Origin of the sequence: Halobacillus sp. B29 (genome assembly GCF_052246755.1) — a bacterium.
Classification (GTDB): Bacteria; Bacillota; Bacilli; order Bacillales; family Halobacillaceae; genus Halobacillus; species Halobacillus halophilus.
The window spans coordinates 16,060-35,284 of sequence record NZ_JBQQCM010000018.1; the positions used below are offsets into that span (position 1 = coordinate 16,060).

Genomic DNA, 19,225 nt, shown 5'->3' on the forward strand with positions numbered 1-19,225 from the left:
GTGCTGGCTACGGAAACAACTCGTCTTGTTCCATCACCCAGACACTCGAGACATAAGCCGATTATCAACGGATTGAAAAACCGCAATCCTTTTGATGATCGGCTTATGCTGGTCGTGTCTTTCGGGGTGATGCCACATTTGAACACTTTCCTGCGGCCCTACACGACGTAGGGTCGATCGACGTTGCCACAGGACGTGGTGACTTTAGTCGATCCTCCTTTTAAATGAGCCTCCTCAGTCGTTAACACTCCTTGTGGGGTCTCGCCTAGCTCCTTCTCCCGTTCTTACACTCAGGATAGGTGTATCATAAACCAATGCCTAAACGGCGTGGAGTGCTATCCAGCTCCAGCACCTAGCGTCTAGTGAGACTTCCCTCACTTCTGTACGATAAGGCAACATCGAATCGCTCCGCTCTTCGTGTTTTCTTTATCTCCGCCAGCTCAGTCCAGTCCATACGACGCTGACCAAGGTGCTTACGCTTTTAACCTGGGAGTCTCGTCGTTTCCTCCGCCTCCCTATGATGGAAGAGTGGACGGACCCTTTTAAAGGCAAATTCATCATCCTGAATTTGCCTTTAATGCTTATACAGCAAGGATTATCCAACGAACCCGCTCATTGTTATAGGTTTATCCCCACCATAATTTAGAGCGTTTCATACATGATTTCGAGCTCTCTGTATCGCAAGATGTCCGGAGGGGGACGGTGTAGACTCCTGCGGGTGACCATGATCGGTGAGATCCCGCAGGGCTGTTAAGCCCGAGGAAGCTCACCTCATGCCCGCGGAAAGCGAAAGCGTCCCCCGGAGGACCTACCGCTCCTCCAATGTCTCGAGACTGAGTTTTAAACAAACGGGAGCTATTCTTTAAAATCAGGCGCAGAGATTACCAAAGTCTTGTTGAAGGAGATATGCAATTTTCAGGTCCTCTGCCTAACGCCTTAAAATATGGTACAATGCTTTAAGATAATCTGTTAGGATGAGGTGCTTGAATGCAAATTTTTGAGAAAGCTCCCGCTAAAATCAATTTGTCTTTAGACGTCTTACATAAACGTGAAGATGGGTTCCACGAAGTCGAGATGGTGATGACCACCGTGGACCTTGCTGACCGGATTGAGTTGAACACGTTAGATGACGGTTCCATACGTGTAGAGTCGGAAAGTCGTTTCGTACCAAATGATGAACGTAACCTTGCGTATCGGGCAGCTAAACTAATGAAAGATCACTATTCAGTTAAACATGGCGTGCGTATTTTTATTGAGAAAAATATTCCGGTAGCTGCTGGTCTCGCAGGAGGGAGCAGTGATGCAGCAGCTGTACTTCGAGGATTAAACCGTTTGTGGGGCTTAAACAAAAGTCTGGACGAACTGGCTGTTTTAGGTGCTGAAATTGGATCTGATGTTTCTTTCTGCCTTTACGGTGGAACCGCTCATGCGACCGGGAGGGGGGAAAAGATTACGCCTCTTCCGGCTCCTCCACCTTGCTGGGTGGTGTTAGCTAAGCCTCCTCTCGGTGTTTCTACCCAGACGGTTTATCAGAATCTGAACCTTGCTGATGCTCATCATCCCAACACCAATGCGATGATTGAAGCGTTAATGGATTATGATTTTGATGCCATTTGTGCGCAAGTGGGGAATACGCTTGAAGGAGTAACTCTCAATCTTCACAGAGAAGTGGGACAAATTAAAGAGCAAATGAGGCAGGCTGGAGCTGATGCGGTGTTAATGAGCGGCAGCGGTCCAACCGTCTTTTCTTTAGTCGACACGGATGCCAGAGCACAAAGGATTTACAACAGCTTAAAAGGTTTTTGTACAGAGGTATACGTCGTTCGTATGCTCGGATATCAAGAAAGAACTTGATAAAAACCGTACAAATCTGATATATTTATTATTAATATTCGGATTTCGGGGTGTATTGCCAATGAAAAGAAGTGAACGGTTGGTTGCAATGACTCATTTTATTCTTGATCGGCCACGCGAATTGATTTCGCTGCCATTTTTCTCAGAGAAGTATGATGCGGCTAAATCCTCAATTAGTGAGGATTTAGGGATTATAAATAAAATGTTTCAACATGAAGGTATTGGTTACTTAGAGTCTGTTTCTGGAGCTTCAGGAGGAGTTAAATATATTCCGGCATTTTCTAAAGAGTACAGCGAAGAGTTCGTTCATCAGCTTTGCAGGCGATTAGAAGATCCGGAGCGGCTTTTACCTGGAGGTTATTTGTTTATGAGTGACATCCTTGGAGATCCCGAAGCAACAAGAAGCATCGGGCGTTTATTTGCTTCTGCATTTAGAGACAGAGATATTGATGCCATTATTACGGTCGCGACAAAAGGCATTCCGCTTGCCTATGCCGTTGCCTCTTATTTAAATGTCCCGGTCGTGATTGCAAGAAGGGATCCTAAAGTTACCGAAGGGTCTACTCTTAGTATTAATTATGTGTCTGGCTCAACTAGGAAGATTCAGACCATGGTTTTAACTAAACGGTCTCTAAAAGAAGGCTCTAAAGTTTGTATTATAGATGATTTTATGAAAGCTGGAGGAACGATCAGCGGAATGAAAAACCTTCTCCATGAATTCAACGCCGAGGTAGTCGGTATCGGCGTTTTAGCCGAAGCAGAAGATGAGGATGAAGAACGAGTGGTGGATGACTACATTTCGCTTGTTCAAATCCTGAATGCAGATGACCGCAAAGGTTCCATTGAAGTGATTCCTGGAAATCTTCTAAATTATTTATAGCGTCTCAAGAAAGCCCTGACTTCTTAGTTCGGGGCTTTCTTTTATTAGATCTGGAAGAAAAATCAAAAGGATAAGAAATTTTTTTATAAAAGTTGCAGGAATTTTTACCGTTTTGTGGAATTTAACTACATAAGTTCTTTTGTAAAAAGGTGGTGAATGATAATGGAAGTAACTGACGTAAGACTGCGACGCGTGAATACTGATGGAAGAATGCGAGCAATTGCTTCTATTACCTTAGATCAGGAGTTTGTTGTCCATGACATACGGGTGATTGATGGTAACAATGGATTGTTTGTAGCGATGCCTAGTAAGCGTACTCCTGATGGAGAGTTTAGAGACATTGCACACCCGATTAATTCTGGCACACGTGGAAAGATTCAAGATGCTGTGCTGGAAGCTTATGAGCGTGCTGGCGATGAGGAACAATCAGAAGTGGAATATGAAGAAGCCGGAGCTTCCTAATACTTACGAAGATCAAAGGAGTCTGACCTAATTTTAGGTTAGACTCCTTTTTGATGGGGAAAAACTCTTTTTGTAGCGCTTATTTTGTAAAAGGACGGATTGTTGAAATCAAGAGGATTTTAAGATATTATTCATAATGGATAAATAGGATGGAGGTACGTTCATGACTAACCGATACGCTGTCGTGCTGGCAGCAGGCCAAGGCACTCGCATGAAATCAAAACTATATAAGGTTTTACATCCTGTGTGCGGTAAGCCTATGGTGCAGCACGTCGTTGATCAACTAAATACACTGGAACTTAACGAATTAATTACAGTCGTTGGATTTGGAGCTGAGAAAGTTCAGCATCAACTAGGTGAGGACAGTCACTATGTCGTTCAGGAAGAACAACTGGGGACAGGCCATGCGGTTTTAAAGGCTGAAGATATTCTGGCTGATAAAGAAGGAACCACCGTTGTTGTATGCGGGGACACCCCTTTATTAACAGCAGAGACGCTTCAGAAGCTGCTGGATCATCATGATGAACAAAGTGCTCAAGCCACTATACTTACAGCCCATGCAGATGATCCATCAGGTTACGGACGTGTGATTAGAGGCGGAAACGCGCAAGTAGAGCGAATCGTAGAACAGAAAGACGCTTCTGAAGAAGAAAAAGCGATTCAGGAAATCAATACAGGTACTTACTGCTTTGATAACCAGAAGCTTTTTGAAGCTTTGCAAAACGTGGCAAATGATAATGCTCAAGGTGAATATTATCTGCCTGACGTCATTGAAATCCTTAAGAACGAATCCGATAAGATCAGTGCTTATCAAACCCCTGATTTCTCAGAGTCACTTGGAGTAAACGATCGAGTGGCGTTATCTAAAGCAGAAAAATTAATGAAGCAGCGTATTAATGAGCAGCATATGAGAAATGGCGTTACAATTGTTGATCCTGACCAGACTTACATCGGTCCTGACGTACAAATCAGCCGTGATGTTGTCATAGAGCCTGGCTGTGTAATTGAAGGAAACACAATTATCGAGGAGGATGCAATAGTAGGTCCTCATTCATCGATTACGAATTGTTTTGTCGGAAAAGGCACAGTTATCAAGCAAAGTGTGGCAGCTGACAGCCATATTGGTGAGCGTGTGCAGGTAGGACCCTATGCTCATATCCGGCCGGCTTCTTCCTTAGGAGATGAAGTAAAAGTTGGAAACTTTGTGGAAGTTAAGAAAGCTTCATTCGGAAGCGGAAGCAAAGTATCCCACCTAAGTTATATCGGGGATGCAGAAGTTGGAGATGGAGTGAATATCGGTTGTGGTACAATAACTGTGAATTATGATGGACATAATAAACACTTAACCACGATTCAAGATGATGCCTTCATCGGATGCAACTCTAATTTAGTAGCTCCTGTAACTGTCGGAAAAGGCGCTTACGTAGCAGCGGGTTCTACGATTAATAAGGATGTCCCTGCTGAAGCTTTATCGATCGCTAGAGCGAGGCAGACCAATAAAGAAGGTTATGCTGCAAAATTGAAGTCGAATAAAAAAGAGTAACGGAGGGTTCAATCCATGGCAACTGGATATAAGGATTCAAAACTGAAAGTATTCTCACTGAACTCCAACCCGGAATTGGCGAAAGAAATTGCTGAAAATATCGGGGTGGAATTAGGGAAGTGTACGGTAACAAGCTTTAGCGATGGAGAAATTCAAATTAATATCGAAGAGAGTATCCGCGGCTGTGATGTGTATATTGTTCAATCAACAAGTGAGCCTGTGAATGAGCACATCATGGAACTCCTGATTATGATTGATGCCTTGAAGCGTGCCTCAGCCAGAACGATTAACGTCGTTATGCCTTACTATGGTTATGCACGTCAAGATCGTAAAGCTCGTGCACGTGAACCGATTACGGCTAAGCTGGTAGCGGATCTTCTGGAAACAGCCGGAGCATCCCGTGTCCTTATGCTGGACCTTCACGCTCCTCAAATCCAAGGCTTCTTCAACCTGCCTATTGACCACCTGGTAGGAGTGCCGATCTTATCGGATTACTTTGAAGAGAAGAACTTTGATGATGTCGTTATCGTTTCACCCGATCATGGCGGTGTGACGCGTGCTCGCAAAATGGCCGATCGGTTAAAAGCGCCAATCGCTATTATTGATAAACGACGCCCTCGTCCCAATGTTTCTGAAGTTATGAATATCGTTGGAAATATTGAAGGAAAAACGGCCATTATCATTGATGATATTATTGATACAGCGGGTACGATTACACTCGCGGCCAATGCACTCGTTGAAAACGGGGCTACAGAAGTGTACGCGTGCTGTACTCACCCTGTACTGTCAGGGCCTGCTATTGAGCGCATAGACCGTTCTAAAATTAAAGAACTTGTTGTTACGAATACCATTCCTCTCGGGGAAGAAAAAGCAAGCGAAAAAATCACTGAACTATCCGTTGCCGGTTTAATCAGTGAAGCGATCATACGCGTTCATGAACGTCAATCCATCAGTAGCTTGTTTGATTAAGAAGTTTATGAGAAAATAGGTTTAACGTTTGAGCGAAACGGGAAAAAGACCAGATGACTGGTATATAATTGGAGGTTGAGTAATTTGTCTATTTCATTAAAAGCATCTCAAAGAAACGAATTAAAACAATCAGTGACACGTGAATTGCGCCAAGAAGGTAACGTACCAAGCGTAGTTTACGGGAAAGATAAAGAACCAATCACTGTTTCTGTTAACAGCATCGAATTGCTTAAAACAGTACGTGATGAAGGTAAGAACGCGATCATTTCACTTGATATAGAAGGTAAAGACAGTGTAGATGTTATGCTGCACGAATATCAGATTGACCCTCTAAAAGATGAGTTAATCCACGCGGACTTCTATATTGTGGACATGAGTCAGGAAATGGACGTTGAAGTACCTGTTCACCTTGAAGGAGAAGCAGCAGGAAGTAAAGAAGGCGGCGTCCTTCAGCAGCCGCTTTATGATCTGGCTGTTCGTGCGAAGCCGGCTAACATTCCTGATGAAATTCTAATTAATGTTTCTGAATTGAACATTGGCGACAGCATTCTGGTAAGTGATATTACCTCTTCCCGTGGTTACGAAATCACAGAAGATCCAGATACCACAATCGTTGCGGTTACACCTCCGGAAGAAGTACCGGAAGAGCCTGAAATCGCTGATGAAGATGCTGAACCTGAAGTTATCAATGAGAAAAGTGATGATGAGGATCAGGATGAAGAAAAGGAAGATAAAGAATAATCCTGAGATCAACAAAGGGCGTGGCCAAAAGGCCCGCCTTTTTTCTATGTTAAAACGGTCTTCTGAAGGGATGTTTTTCAAGATCGATACAAACTGACATTATTTTTAATCAACCTTTGTTATACTAAGGAGAGCACGACTATGATGGATAAAGGAAGTTTGCAATGAAGTGTATAGTAGGTCTGGGAAACCCAGGTAAGAAATATGCAAAAACGCGTCATAACATTGGTTTCATGATTCTTGATGAGCTAGTCAAGCAAAATCATTGGTCTATGGAACAGACGAAATTCCGTGGGATATATACCACAGAACATGTAAATGGTGAAAAGATTCTATTATTAAAACCTCAGACGTTTATGAACCTGTCTGGGGAATCTCTAGTTCAGTTCATGAATTTTTTCGATTTGGAAGCAGACGATATTCTCGTCGTGTATGATGACCTGGATCTTCCTCCAGGAAAAATACGTCTGCGTAAGAAAGGCGGACACGGCGGGCATAATGGTATCCGTAATATTATTGACCATTTAGGTACAAAGGAATTTAATCGTTTACGTGTAGGTGTAGGACGGCCGGATGGCCCTGTTTCCGTCGTGGACTATGTACTTGGGACGTTTACCAAACAGGAACAGGCCCCAGTAGCTGACAGTATAGACGCTGCTGTGAAAGCATGTGAAGCGTGGATGACCCAGCCTTTTAATGAAGTCATGAATGATTTTAACGCGACGTAAATAATTAAGTCTTACCTAGTTTAGTATAAGCTTAATACAAGCCGGCAAAACTAATGACCATCAGCTTTGAAGGAGGATGGAAATGAAAATTCATTATTATTGCCGGCATTGTCAGCGTCAAGTAGGTGAATTAGATGCAAAGCATGTGGATGTATCCCAATTAGGTTTAGACTTATTAAACGAAGAAGATCATCAGCAAATGGTTCATATGCACGCTAACGGTGATTTAAATATTCGTACGATTTGCGATTCATGTAAAGAAACCTTGGATCAACATCCACATTATCATGAGTTAGATTTTTTTATTCATTAAGTCAAGAGCGGACCTTTTGAAGCGGTAGGCCTTGATGGTGGAGGAGTTCGTTATGCAAGGAATTAAAGATTACTTATATCCCCAGGATGATGTCCATTCAATCATAGAGGGCTTTGAATCAGGGATGAAGGAACAAATGGTTGCAGGATTGTCTGGTGCATCACGAAGTTTAATGATCTCCTTGCTTAAGGAATCATTGGACCGTCCTGTCCTGCTTGTTACCCATCAATTGATTCAGGCTCAGCAGTTGTATGAGGACATGCAAGAACTGACCGAGGAGGGCCAGGTTCAATTATATCCCGTAAACGAACTGATCGCCTCTGAGATTGCGATTGCAAGTCCTGAATTAAGAAGTCAGAGAATTGAGGCCTTGAGCAACTGGCTTAAGCAAGATAAAGGGATCCTTATTGTCCCTGTAGCTGCTCTAAAACGCATCATGCCGCCAAAATCCTACTGGGAGCATAATCAGCTCCCTTTTCGTGTTGGGGAAGATATTGAGCTGAACACGTATTTGGAGCAGCTGGTAAGCATGGGGTATGAACGTACAGAGATGGTAGCTACCCCGGGAGAGTTCTCCCTGCGTGGGGGAATCTTTGATATTTATCCGTTAACGGCAGAATTTCCTTACCGGATTGAATTGTTTGATACCGAAGTAGATTCAATTCGTACATTTGATTCGGAAACCCAGAGGTCGCACGATAAACTGAATGAAGTTACGGTAGGGCCTGCCACGGAATTACTGCTTCATAAGGAAGACTTTACGAGGGCTTATCATCGCTTGGAAAATGCTCTCAGTCACTCCTTGAAAAAGTTGACGAAAGCGGATGCAAAAGAAACCTTGAACACCGTAATTGAGCAGGACCTGGACCGCTTGAAAGATCAGGAACGCTTTCAGGAGATGTATAAATACATTGGTTATTTTTATGAAGAGTCTGTAAGTCTGCTAGACTATCTTCCTGAGAATGGATTGATGATTCTGGACGAGATGAGCCGTATTCAAGAAACCGCTAACCGTCTTGACCAGGAAGAAGCGGAATGGCATCAAAGCCTATTAGAAGCAAACCAGACGGTCCGCGACTTGAACATCTCTTTTGACTGGCAGGACACATGGGCCAAGATGAAGCATCCTACCCTATATATGTCCGTATTCATGCGTCATATTCCAAATACTCACCCTCAGAATGTAGTCAATATTTCAAGCCGTCAAATGCAGCAATTTCACGGGCAGATGAATTTATTGAAGAATGAAATGGAGCGGTGGCAGAAGCAGGATTATTCGGTTATTATTCTGGCTCCTGATCACAACCGTAGTGAAAAGATCCAGTCGGTTTTAGAAGATTATGATATGGAAGCTGTCATCTCTAAATCAGATGTTAAGCTGCCTCTAGTGAAGCCGACAATCGTCATCGGGAATATCAGCAGTGGCTTTGAATGGCCTATGCATAAATTGGCCGTTCTGACCGAAAATGAACTGTTTAAAACTCGTACAGCCAAGCCCAAACGTAAACAGAAGCTTTCCAATGCAGAACGCATCAAGAATTACCAGGAGCTTAAAGTGGGAGACTATATCGTCCACGCTAATCACGGGATTGGTAAATACTTAGGTATAGAAACACTTGAGATGAATGGCAATCATAAAGATTTTCTAATGGTTAATTATTCAGGTAATGATAAGCTGTATGTCCCGATCGACCAGATTGACCTTATTCAAAAATATGTGGGTTCTGAAGGGAAAGAGCCTAAAATATATAAACTCGGTGGCAGTGAGTGGAATAAAGTCAAGCGCAAGGTTCAATCTTCAGTAGAGGATATCGCTGATGACTTAATTCAGCTTTACGCAGAGAGGGAAGCTTCTAAAGGTCACGCGTTCAGTGAAGATGGCGAAATGCAAAAAGATTTTGAGATCGCTTTTCCTTATGAAGAAACCGAGGACCAGGTGCGTTGTATAGAAGAAATTAAGGAAGATATGGAACGTATTCGACCTATGGACCGCTTGTTATGCGGAGATGTCGGATACGGTAAAACGGAGGTAGCGATCCGAGCCGCCTTTAAAGCAATTTATGAAGGCAAACAAGTGGCGATCCTTGTACCTACCACCATATTGGCTCAGCAGCATTATGAAACCCTTCAGGAACGCTTCCAAGGGTTTGGCATTAACCTCGGATTAATGAGCCGCTTCCGTACGCGTAAGCAGCAAAAAGAAACGACAGACAGACTTAGGAAAGGATTGGTGGATATCATCGTGGGCACCCACCGGATTCTTTCAAAGGATGTACAATTTAAAGATCTGGGTCTGCTGATTGTAGACGAAGAGCAGAGGTTTGGCGTGAAGCATAAAGAAAAAATCAAACAACTGAAGCATAATGTGGATGTTCTGACATTAACAGCCACTCCAATTCCTCGAACACTTCATATGTCGATGCTCGGCGTCCGCGATTTATCGGTTATTGAAACACCGCCTGCGAATCGTTTTCCTATTCAAACGTATGTCCTGGAATATAATCCAATTTTCCTGCGGGAAGCGATTGAAAGAGAAATGGCGCGCGGCGGGCAAGTATTTTTCTTATTTAACCGGGTGGAAAATATCGAACGGATGGCTCAGGAAATCGCTGCGCTCGTCCCCGAAGCCCGCGTAACATTTGCGCATGGGCAAATGAATGAAACGGAGCTTGAGAATGTCATGTTTTCCTTCTTGGGAGGGGAATATGATGTACTTGTGAGTACCACCATTATCGAAACAGGAGTCGATATTCCTAATGTGAATACACTTATTGTTTACGATGCGGATCGTATGGGCTTAAGCCAGCTTTATCAACTTCGCGGCCGTGTAGGCCGTTCGAATCGTGTGGCTTATGCTTACTTTACCTACCAACGTGATAAAGTACTGACGGAGGTAGCTGAAAAACGTCTCCAGGCTATTAAAGAATTTACTGAATTAGGCTCAGGTTTTAAAATCGCCATGCGGGATCTTTCCATCCGAGGAGCAGGTAATTTACTAGGGTCTCAACAACATGGATTTATTGATTCAGTAGGGTTTGATATGTATTCTCAAATGCTGAAGGATGCGATTGAAGCGAAAAGACAAGGTAAAGAACCGGAAGCCGTACAGCCGTTCCAGCCAGAATTGGATATGATGATGGATGCTTATATTCCTGGCACATATATTCAGGATGAAAAGCAGAAGATTGATATGTATAAACAATTCCAGGCGGTGGAATCTGTAGAAGACGTGCATGATTTACGTGATGAATTGATTGATCGCTTCGGAGATTACCCGGAAGAGGTGGAGAACTTATTTAGGGCTACTTCCATTCGTCTCTTTGCTAAACAGGCACGGATTGAATCCATTACGGAGAAGAAAAGGAAGCTTGAAATGGTTATGGATTCAGACCAAAGCCAGCTGATTGACGGAGCGAAGCTGTTTGAGTACGCCAATAAATATGGTCGTATCGTACAGTTAGGCACGGAAGATAACCAGTTAAAAGTCACTTTCAAATGGGATCGTCAGCCGCAGGCCAAGCGGTATGAGATCGTCGAGGAGTTCTTAAGTCAACTTCCATCCATGATTCGTGAAACGACTACAGCTTAATTAGAAAAGAGGTCTTCCAAGCAGGAAGGCCTCTTTTTTGTGCGCTCTTTAAGGAATCCTCAAGTTAAAATTTGCAAGAAAACGGAATTATTATAAAAAAATCCATACCAAGGGTGTATAGGTTTTATATGCTGTACCATACTATCCTTAATCACCCGCTTATTCTCCATGCGCTTCAAAAGGATAATAACAGGAATATCATCACAGAAAGGGAGGCAGCATAAGAATGAAAGCAACTGGTATTGTACGCCGTATTGATGATCTGGGGCGTGTGGTTATTCCAAAAGAAATTCGCCGCACGTTAAGGATTCGTGAAGGAGACCCTCTGGAGATTTTTGTGGACCGCGAAGGTGAGGTTATTTTAAAGAAATACTCGCCCATCAGTGAGCTTGGTGATTTTGCGAAGGAATATGCAGAAGCTCTTAGTGAAGCCTTAGAAGTCCCTGTAATGATTTGTGACCGAGATGAGTATATAGCCGTAGCTGGTGTAACGAAAAAAGATTACCTGAACCGATCCATCGGTTCAAAAATTGAGCAGGTGATGGACACAAGAACGATGAGTTATGAAAAACACCCTTCACCGATAGAGTTTACCCGCGGCCAAGAAGAAGATGTCATTTCTTATATCATTCATCCTATAATCGCCCAGGGAGATCCCATCGGTTGTGTAGCAGCTTTCAATAAAGAAGGTTCACCTATCGAAGAAGGATCAAATAAAGCAGTCCAAATAGCAGCCAATTTTTTAGCGAAGCAAATGGAATAGGAGAAGGGTCAGGTCCGTAAAGGTAAAGGATCTGACCTTTTTGTATGATATAATGGATTCGTTTACTATCATACAAAGAAGAAAGGTATAGCTATGAGCAATCATTCCTCCCCCTCTGTGCTGAAGGGGGCATTTATCTTAACGGTTGCTGGACTTCTTAGTAAAATACTTAGTGCAGGTTATCGAGTGCCTCTTCAAAACATAACTGGAGACCTAGGTTTTTATATTTACCAGCAAGTGTACCCAATTCTCGGGCTCGCCATCGTGTTATCTCTCTATGGATTTCCTGCTGCGATTTCTAAGCTTGTTTCGGAAATCACAGAAGAACAGCGTTCTCTTTCCGTACCTTCCTTCTATCTTCCAGTCTTTTGCTGGCTGATGGGGATATGCGGAAGTATTTTTATAGTAGGTTTTACACAGGCTCCATGGATAGCGGATATAATGGGTGACGAAAAGCTTATCCCATCTTTAAGATCTGCTTTTTGGGTGTTTTTAATCGTTCCTTTTGTTTCATTGTTTCGCGGAGTTTTTCAAGGAAGCAATCAAATGAAACAGACAGCCGTTTCGCAGGTAATCGAACAGATGATACGGGTTACCATCATCATTTTGACAGCTGTTTTAGTGATGAAGCGGGGAAGTATGTATGCCATTGGAATTGGAGCATCCGCTGCTTCAGTCTTGGGAGCTTTAGGTGCTTTCATAGTGCTTCTCGCTTATTTTAAGAAAACAAATAGCTGGACGTTTCAGCGCTGGTCATCATCCCTATCCTACATAAAACCTATTTTCTTTTATGGTCTGTTTATCTGTTTTAATTACATGCTTTTATTGTCTTTTCAAATGGTTGATGCTTTAACCCTGATCCCAAGTCTGCGCCAGGCGGGAGTAGATTTGGAAACGGCTCGAATCTGGAAGGGGATTTTCGATCGCGGTCAGCCTCTGATTCAACTGGGGACGGTTCTTGCTTCTTCCGTCGCGTTAGCTGTGATTCCATCCGTTACAAGAACCCGTTTGATGAAAAACCCGAAAGAAGTTGAAAGGTACGTGTTTGCCTCAACCAAATTCAGTTTAATCATCGCACTAGGTGCTGCAGCCGGATTAATCGTTTTGTTCCCATTCATTAACGCTTTGTTCTTCCAAGATACGGAAGGGACAGGGCCGCTGAGAATGTTAATGCTCGTCATTATTTTTAGTTCGGTTTCCATCACTACCTCTTCTGTACTTCAGGGACTGGGTTATGTCAGTCACACAGCGGTTATTGTCATAAGCGGGGTATTCGTTAAATATCTTATGAACGCGTGGCTGATCCCCGTTTACGAATTAAAGGGGGCCGCTATTGCTACGATAATAGCTGCCGCTTTTGTTTTATTTGGAAATATCGTAATCTTAGGGAAAGATTACTCAATAAGAAAATGGGCAGGATTACCTTGGGTAGCTTTACTTGCTGCTTTAACAGGAATGGCAGTATTGCTGACAGCCGTCACCAGTATAGCTGGATACAACATTTTTGAGTCCAGCCGGCTGGGACTGTTGGTTTATACGTTAACCTTAACAGCAGCAGGAGCCAGTGTATATTTTATACTACTGTTCCGACTCGGGGCGTTTTTCAGCTATGAAGTAAAAGTCCTGCCTTTTCAAAAATGGCTGATTCGATTACTTCCGAAAGGGATGAAACAATGAATAGAATTACTGTCGTGGGGCTTGGAGCGGGAGATCTGAATCAATTGCCCCTTGGAATATATCGTTTGTTACAGAATGAAAACCAGGGGGTTTTCGTCCGTACCTCCGATCACCCTGTGCTTCAGGAATTAAAAAAAGAAGGCCTGCATTTCGAAAGCTTTGACCATGTTTATGAAGAAAAAGCACAGTTTGAAGATGTATATAATGAAATTGTCCGGCAGCTTGTGAAAACAGCTGAGCATCAGGATACGGTTTATGTGGTACCGGGCCACCCGATGCTTGCTGAAAAAACGGTACAATTATTAATTGAAAAGAGAAAACAAGGAAAAGTGGACCTTCACATAGAAGGGGGTCACAGTTATCTGGATGCTGCATTTTCATCATTGGAAATCGACCCAATTGAAGGCTTGCAGTTTTTAGATGCAACGGATTTGAAGCGGGAAGAGATTCAGTTCCGCAACCATATCATTCTATGCCAGGTTTCTGACGCTGGAGTGGCTTCTGAAGTGAAGTTGACGCTGCTTGAAGACTTACCTCCCGAATACCCAGTCACAGTGGTTACAGCAGCTGGCAGCAAGGAAGAGAAACTGACTACGGTGCCTCTGGCAGATTTAGACCGGAGCATTAAGGTCAACAATTTAACCAGCGTTTATGTTCCTCCAGTAGAAAAACAAAAACTCAATCATCAATTTGGTCGTTTGAGGGAGATTATTCGTATCCTGCGTAGTCCGGAAGGCTGTCCGTGGGATCGTAAGCAAACCCACGAATCGCTGCGTAAATATTTGATAGAAGAAGCTTATGAATTCATCGATGCTGTAAACAGGCAGGATGATGAACATATGGTTGAAGAATTAGGAGATGTTCTTCTTCAAGTGATGCTTCATAGTCAAATTGGAGAAGATGAAGGATTTTTCACAGTGGATGACGTAATAGTATCGATAACAGAAAAAATGATTCGTCGTCATCCTCATGTATTTGATGAAGCCACAGCTGAAAACGCTGAAGAGGTAGTTACGAATTGGGAGACCATTAAGATGGAAGAGAAGGGTGCGAAACCAGTTTCTATCCTTGAATCAGTGCCGGCGAGTTTTCCAGGGCTTTTACAAGCAGAGGAATTGCAGAGGAAAGCCGCTAAAGTTGGCTTTGACTGGGACTCTCCAGAACCTGTTATTGAAAAAGTAAAAGAAGAGTGGGAAGAGTTCCAGGAAGCACGTCTGAACAAAGATCAGGAAGAGATGGAGAAAGAATTTGGAGACTGGCTGTTTGCTATTGCGAATTTAGGAAGGCACTATGGAATAAATAGTGAAAATGCCCTGCAACGTACGAATCAGAAATTCAGAACCAGACTCTTCTCCATGGAGCAAACCGCAGAAACAGGCGGGAAGACCTTAGCTGATTATGATTTAGACGAGCTGGAGCAATTATGGGTGGATGCTAAACTAAAGCATAAAGGAGCGGAATAATGATGCGCTTAGATAAATTTATGAAAATTTCCCGACTGATTAAAAGACGGACCTTGGCGAAGGAAATCGCAGATCAAGGCCGTATCAGCATCAATGGAAATCAAAGTAAAGCCTCAAGCAACGTAGATATTGGGGACGAGTTAACCATTCAGTTTGGTCAAAAGATTTTAACCATTGAGATTAAGTCGCTTAAGGAAAATGTAAATAAAAATGAAGCGGCGTCCCTGTATGAAATCAAGAAAGAAGAACCAGTCAAATAACAAAACAACAAACCACTGCATAATCACGCAGTGGTTTGTTGTTTTTTAGCTCGGAAAAACTTTTTGTTGAGTTTATACTACAGACTTATTCAACAATAGGGTTGAATTGTGTAAGACTTTTTTGGAGGAAAAGGTCCTCCGGGGTACGATTTCGCTTTCCGTGGGCATGTGCTGAGCCTCCTCGAGCAATGTAATGACCCCCAAATGTTGGACACCTCACGAAACCTAGGAGGGATCCACCATATGTCCAAACTTACTTCCCAAGAAAAACACTTGGCCGTACACCGTTATCTCACGGAAAATGTCAGTTTCCGAGACTTAGAAAAACAATTGGGAGTTGATAATTCTTCGATCCGCTATTGGGTGAAATTAACCGAATATCATGGAGAAGAAGCCTTCGACTTCCCCTATACAAACTATTCTGCTGCCTTTAAACTGAAAGTAATTCAATGTATAGAGGAAGAAGACTATTCGATTCGAGATGCTTCAGCTATGTTCCACATCCCCCACTTTTCTATGGTGCGCCGATGGCGCAAGAAGTGGCTGGAAGGTGGAAGAGAAGCCCTTGAATTCACGAGGAAGGGGCCAACCCAAATGACGTCTCATAAGAAGACACAAGATTCTATGGATTCGTTTGAAGCCTTAAAGAAAGAGAATGAGCGCTTACGAATGGAAAATGAATATTTAAAAAAGTTGAAGACCTTAGCTCAAAAAAAGCAATTATCTCAAAAGAAGAAAAAGCGCAAATAATCGACGAGTTAAGGGTTCGATTTCCTGTTAAACAACTGACTGAAATAGCTGATATCCCGCGAAGCACTTATTATCATTGGAAAGAAAAGCAACACGAACCAGAAAAGGACCAATCATGGAAGGAGCTTATCACCTCCATTTTTCATGAACATAAGGGCCGTTATGGCTATCGCCGAATTGAAAATGAGCTTCGTAATTGCGGTCATGAAGTGAACCATAAAAAAGTCTATCGTCTTATGAGAGAGCTAGGGCTACAGTCTACGGTGAAAGTGAAGAAATATAGTTCTCACAAAGGAAAAGTTGGAGAAACAGCTCCAAATATTTTAGATCGAAATTTCAAGGCAGATCAACCGAACCAGAAATGGGCTACAGACATTACGGAGTTTAAGCTGTTTGGCCAAAAGCTTTATGTTTCCCCTGTCTTGGATCTATTCAACGGAGAAATCATCACATACACAATTGGTTATAAACCCACCTATTCCTTGGTAGATGAAATGTTAGACCAAGCTTTTGAAGGCCTTCATCCATCGGATGAACTGTATATGCACTCCGACCAGGGATGGCATTACCAAATGGCTCCCTATCGAAAGAAATTGAAAGACCATGAAGTAACCCAAAGCATGTCCAGAAAAGGGAATTGTCATGATAACGCCGTTATGGAAAACTTTTTCGGTATCATGAAGTCGGAATTTCTTTATTTAGATGAATTTGAAAGTCTGGCCCATTTCAAACAAGAGTTAGAGAAATATATCCATTACTATAACCATAAACGCATCAAATCAAAGCTCAGAATGAGCCCCGTTTCTTATCGAACCCAGTTTCAAGAATCGGCGTGATAAGTTTAAGGAACGTGTCCAATTTTCGGGGGTCAGTTCAGCAAGCTCTGCGGGGTCTCACCGATCATGTTTATCCCACAGGAGTCTTCATCGTCCCCCTCCGGACCTCGCCATATCTGTACCTCGAAATCACATCAAACATCACCTGCGTGATGAGGAATGAGACCATGTGGTTTTCTAACCATTTTAAGGATGTAACGACCTGCAACAGCCTGTCATAAAAGCATTAACCAGAGTAAGCAGGAGAGTTTTTCTTTTCTAGAAGGGTCCGTTTTTCTTAATCATGTTGGATTGGTGGGGAAATGATGAGACTCCCGTGGGAGAAGGAGCTAGGCGAGACCCCACAAGGAGTGATAACGACTGAGGAGGCTTGCCAGTTCCCCCACAGGAAAGCGAGTTATTTCCCCACCAGTCCTTTTCTATTTAACGTAACGGACCCCAATTATCTTGAAACTGAGTCTTCCAGTATCGGGAGCTTTTCTTTTATAATCAACATGGAGATATATTGGGGTATTGGGTTTAAAATCTAGAAATGTAAACTTCTTTTTTGACTGACTTTCCACGTTCTAAATGCCCCTTTCGTCTCATAGCTTGTACTAGAGAAGGAGGCGGTACAGATGGAAGGTTACGATAAAAACCAGAACTTGCGCAGCCAGCCGCAGGTCGAGCATAATGTGAAAATATGGAACAGAAGAAACATAGAAATATCAGGCGTGAAAGAAGTCGACAGTTTTGATAGCGAGGAATTTCTTCTTCAGACTTCCATGGGTTACTTAGTGGTCAGAGGCCAGAATCTCCAAATGAAAAATTTAGATCTTGACTCAGGTCTTGTATCCATTAAAGGGAAAATATATGACATGTCTTACTTGGACGAGCATCAAGGGGAGAAAGCTAAAGGTTTATTTAGCAAGCTCTTCAAATGACGCTGACAACCCAATTCGTTACCATCCTTTCGATGATAGCTGGAGGAATATTCGTAGGTGCTTCTTTTGACACATTTGAACGTCTTTTCCATAGAAGGAATAAGAAGAGCTGGTTTGAAATCATCTATCAGCTCACCTTCTGGATTTTTCAAGCTGCTTTTCTTTTTTATCTATTATATTTAGCTAACTATGGGGAACTGCGTGTCTATGTGTTTTTAGCGGTGTTATGCGGGTATGCAGCTTATCGAGCCTTACTCCAATCGATTTACATGAAAATGCTGGAAGTATGGATCCGGGTGGTTACCTCTATCTTGCGTGCCATAAAGAAAATATTCTTACATTTAATTTTTATTCCTTTAAAATCCATCTTCTTCCTAATTATCACTTTACTTATTGGTATTTTTAAGATACTTTTAAAAGGTATATTCTTATTATTTCTTGTCGCATTTTATCCAATTAAGGTTGTTTTTCGTTTGATTTGGCGATTATTGCCGAAAAACACGAGAAATTACTTAAGGCGTTTAGCAGGGTTTTTGGATAAAATCAAGAATATAGGGATCAATTGGTTTAAAAAATTCCGTAAGTAAAGGAGGACGAACGCAAATGGCAAAAACACAATCGGAGTCAGTAGCTCGCTTAGATTCTACATACATGAAGCACTACGATGCGTACATGGAAAGACACCAGAAAAAGAAAAAGCGACTAGTTCGCCGTCTTGTCATGTTTGCCCTTTTAGTGATGATCGTTGCTGGCTCTATGGTGGTTTACCACGTCAATCAACAGTCGCTGTACGCGGAAAAGCACCAGAAGTATGAAGAACTTCAACAGGAAATGAGCACATTGGAAAAAGAACAAAAAGATTTGAATGAGGAAATCAAGCTATTGAATGATGAAGAATACGTTCTGCAAATTGCCAGAACCAATTATTTCTATTCAAAAGAAGGCGAAATCATATTTAAAATGCCGAATGAAGACCCTTCATATTGACACCCTTTTCATAGCTTATATATAATATGTAAGAAGGATATTTTTATCGAAATTTTAAGGAGGAGCATTTTTTTTATGTCAATTGAAGTAGGCAGCAAGCTGAAGGGTAAGGTAACAGGTATCACTAATTTCGGAGCGTTCGTTGAACTCCCGGAGGGGAAGACCGGTCTCGTTCACATTAGTGAAGTTGCCGACAACTATGTAAAAGACATTAATGAACACTTAAGCCAGGGCGATGAGGTGGAAGTGAAAGTCATTAATGTTGGAGATGATGGGAAAATTGGCTTGTCCATCAAAAAAGCGAAAGAAAACCAACAAAGCCAGAGTCGTCGTCCTCAAAAGCCTCGTAAGCCGGCTGAATCTTTCGAACAGAAGATGAACAGGTTTATGAAGGATAGCGACGAGCGTCTAGCATCACTGAAAAAGCACACGGAATCCAAACGTGGAGGTCGAGGTGCTAAAAGAGGATAGCTTGCTGTCTAGGACA

At 42.5% G+C, this 19,225-nt stretch carries 18 protein-coding genes; all 18 read left to right on the forward strand.

Translation table 11 applies throughout. From position 1 onward, the window contains the following. The first annotated feature begins 987 nt into the window (after positions 1-987). The 18 genes from ispE (at position 988) to ACTWP7_RS18580 (ending at position 19,209) form a co-directional block, all read left to right on the forward strand. The gene (gene ispE / locus ACTWP7_RS18495) at positions 988-1,854 is read left to right on the forward strand and encodes a 4-(cytidine 5'-diphospho)-2-C-methyl-D-erythritol kinase (protein ID WP_443124441.1); all 867 of its coding nucleotides are present in this window, start codon (positions 988-990) and stop codon (positions 1,852-1,854) included. A 61-nt stretch (positions 1,855-1,915) separates the two neighbouring features. Continuing rightward, positions 1,916-2,734 carry a pur operon repressor gene (gene purR, locus ACTWP7_RS18500; protein ID WP_014641357.1) on the forward strand — a complete coding sequence of 273 codons (819 nt, stop codon included), beginning with the start codon at positions 1,916-1,918 and terminating at the stop codon, positions 2,732-2,734. 162 nt (positions 2,735-2,896) lie between these two features. Further along, positions 2,897-3,196: a septation regulator SpoVG gene (spoVG, locus tag ACTWP7_RS18505; protein WP_041601130.1), complete on the forward strand. Its 300-nt coding sequence runs from the start codon at positions 2,897-2,899 to the stop codon at positions 3,194-3,196. Positions 3,197-3,359: 163 nt separating this feature from the next. Then, on the forward strand, positions 3,360-4,739 hold the full coding sequence (glmU, locus tag ACTWP7_RS18510) for a bifunctional UDP-N-acetylglucosamine diphosphorylase/glucosamine-1-phosphate N-acetyltransferase GlmU (RefSeq protein ID WP_443124442.1): 1,380 nt from the start codon (positions 3,360-3,362) through the stop codon (positions 4,737-4,739). Positions 4,740-4,754: 15 nt separating this feature from the next. After that, positions 4,755-5,708 (forward strand): ribose-phosphate diphosphokinase, encoded by a 954-nt coding sequence (locus ACTWP7_RS18515; protein WP_443124443.1) that lies wholly within the window; start codon positions 4,755-4,757, stop codon positions 5,706-5,708. 84 nt (positions 5,709-5,792) lie between these two features. After that, positions 5,793-6,449, forward strand: a complete 657-nt coding sequence (locus ACTWP7_RS18520; protein WP_443124444.1) for a 50S ribosomal protein L25/general stress protein Ctc — start codon at positions 5,793-5,795, stop codon at positions 6,447-6,449. 164 nt (positions 6,450-6,613) lie between these two features. Continuing rightward, positions 6,614-7,177: an aminoacyl-tRNA hydrolase gene (gene pth / locus ACTWP7_RS18525; RefSeq protein WP_443124445.1), complete on the forward strand. Its 564-nt coding sequence runs from the start codon at positions 6,614-6,616 to the stop codon at positions 7,175-7,177. Between the two features lie 82 nt (positions 7,178-7,259). Continuing rightward, the gene (locus ACTWP7_RS18530) at positions 7,260-7,490 is read left to right on the forward strand and encodes an anti-sigma-F factor Fin family protein (protein WP_014641363.1); all 231 of its coding nucleotides are present in this window, start codon (positions 7,260-7,262) and stop codon (positions 7,488-7,490) included. A 52-nt stretch (positions 7,491-7,542) separates the two neighbouring features. After that, the gene (mfd, locus tag ACTWP7_RS18535) at positions 7,543-11,079 is read left to right on the forward strand and encodes a transcription-repair coupling factor (protein ID WP_443124446.1); all 3,537 of its coding nucleotides are present in this window, start codon (positions 7,543-7,545) and stop codon (positions 11,077-11,079) included. A 226-nt stretch (positions 11,080-11,305) separates the two neighbouring features. Further along, positions 11,306-11,842 carry a stage V sporulation protein T gene (gene spoVT / locus ACTWP7_RS18540; protein WP_443124447.1) on the forward strand — a complete coding sequence of 179 codons (537 nt, stop codon included), beginning with the start codon at positions 11,306-11,308 and terminating at the stop codon, positions 11,840-11,842. Between the two features lie 93 nt (positions 11,843-11,935). Then, entirely contained in the window at positions 11,936-13,519 is a 1,584-nt protein-coding gene (locus tag ACTWP7_RS18545; RefSeq protein WP_443124448.1) for a putative polysaccharide biosynthesis protein, read from the forward strand. Then, positions 13,516-14,982: a nucleoside triphosphate pyrophosphohydrolase gene (mazG, locus tag ACTWP7_RS18550; protein ID WP_443124449.1), complete on the forward strand. Its 1,467-nt coding sequence runs from the start codon at positions 13,516-13,518 to the stop codon at positions 14,980-14,982. The genes ACTWP7_RS18545 and mazG overlap by 4 nt, the downstream gene beginning before the upstream one ends. 2 nt (positions 14,983-14,984) lie before the next feature. Further along, a complete protein-coding gene (locus ACTWP7_RS18555; RefSeq protein WP_041601495.1) occupies positions 14,985-15,242 on the forward strand; it encodes an RNA-binding S4 domain-containing protein in 258 nt (85 codons plus the stop codon). Positions 15,243-15,485: 243 nt separating this feature from the next. Continuing rightward, a protein-coding gene (locus ACTWP7_RS18560) for an IS3 family transposase (RefSeq protein WP_443124450.1) occupies positions 15,486-16,828 on the forward strand; the annotation gives its coding sequence in 2 pieces (ribosomal slippage) (positions 15,486-15,939 and positions 15,939-16,828; 1,344 coding nt in all). Between the two features lie 617 nt (positions 16,829-17,445). After that, entirely contained in the window at positions 17,446-17,751 is a 306-nt protein-coding gene (gene yabP / locus ACTWP7_RS18565) for a sporulation protein YabP (RefSeq protein WP_014641371.1), read from the forward strand. After that, positions 17,748-18,338 (forward strand): spore cortex biosynthesis protein YabQ, encoded by a 591-nt coding sequence (yabQ, locus tag ACTWP7_RS18570; RefSeq protein ID WP_443124451.1) that lies wholly within the window; start codon positions 17,748-17,750, stop codon positions 18,336-18,338. The genes yabP and yabQ overlap by 4 nt, the downstream gene beginning before the upstream one ends. A gap of 16 nt (positions 18,339-18,354) precedes the next feature. Next, positions 18,355-18,738: an FtsB family cell division protein gene (locus ACTWP7_RS18575; RefSeq protein ID WP_443124452.1), complete on the forward strand. Its 384-nt coding sequence runs from the start codon at positions 18,355-18,357 to the stop codon at positions 18,736-18,738. A gap of 75 nt (positions 18,739-18,813) precedes the next feature. Next, positions 18,814-19,209 (forward strand): S1 domain-containing RNA-binding protein, encoded by a 396-nt coding sequence (locus ACTWP7_RS18580; RefSeq protein WP_224896015.1) that lies wholly within the window; start codon positions 18,814-18,816, stop codon positions 19,207-19,209. The last annotated feature ends 16 nt before the right edge of the window (positions 19,210-19,225 follow it).

Excerpts from the sequence above, each read along its gene's own strand:
- ispE (WP_443124441.1), top strand. The coding sequence starts at position 988 with ATGCAAATTTTTGAGAAAGCTCCCGCTAAAATCAATTTGTCTTTAGAC.
- purR (WP_014641357.1), top strand. The coding sequence starts at position 1,916 with ATGAAAAGAAGTGAACGGTTGGTTGCAATGACTCATTTTATTCTTGAT.
- spoVG (WP_041601130.1), top strand. The coding sequence starts at position 2,897 with ATGGAAGTAACTGACGTAAGACTGCGACGCGTGAATACTGATGGAAGA.
- glmU (WP_443124442.1), top strand. The coding sequence starts at position 3,360 with ATGACTAACCGATACGCTGTCGTGCTGGCAGCAGGCCAAGGCACTCGC.
- ACTWP7_RS18515 (WP_443124443.1), top strand. The coding sequence starts at position 4,755 with ATGGCAACTGGATATAAGGATTCAAAACTGAAAGTATTCTCACTGAAC.
- pth (WP_443124445.1), top strand. The coding sequence starts at position 6,614 with ATGAAGTGTATAGTAGGTCTGGGAAACCCAGGTAAGAAATATGCAAAA.
- ACTWP7_RS18530 (WP_014641363.1), top strand. The coding sequence starts at position 7,260 with ATGAAAATTCATTATTATTGCCGGCATTGTCAGCGTCAAGTAGGTGAA.
- mfd (WP_443124446.1), top strand. The coding sequence starts at position 7,543 with ATGCAAGGAATTAAAGATTACTTATATCCCCAGGATGATGTCCATTCA.
- spoVT (WP_443124447.1), top strand. The coding sequence starts at position 11,306 with ATGAAAGCAACTGGTATTGTACGCCGTATTGATGATCTGGGGCGTGTG.
- ACTWP7_RS18545 (WP_443124448.1), top strand. The coding sequence starts at position 11,936 with ATGAGCAATCATTCCTCCCCCTCTGTGCTGAAGGGGGCATTTATCTTA.
- mazG (WP_443124449.1), top strand. The coding sequence starts at position 13,516 with ATGAATAGAATTACTGTCGTGGGGCTTGGAGCGGGAGATCTGAATCAA.
- ACTWP7_RS18555 (WP_041601495.1), top strand. The coding sequence starts at position 14,985 with ATGCGCTTAGATAAATTTATGAAAATTTCCCGACTGATTAAAAGACGG.
- yabP (WP_014641371.1), top strand. The coding sequence starts at position 17,446 with ATGGAAGGTTACGATAAAAACCAGAACTTGCGCAGCCAGCCGCAGGTC.
- yabQ (WP_443124451.1), top strand. The coding sequence starts at position 17,748 with ATGACGCTGACAACCCAATTCGTTACCATCCTTTCGATGATAGCTGGA.
- ACTWP7_RS18575 (WP_443124452.1), top strand. The coding sequence starts at position 18,355 with ATGGCAAAAACACAATCGGAGTCAGTAGCTCGCTTAGATTCTACATAC.
- ACTWP7_RS18580 (WP_224896015.1), top strand. The coding sequence starts at position 18,814 with ATGTCAATTGAAGTAGGCAGCAAGCTGAAGGGTAAGGTAACAGGTATC.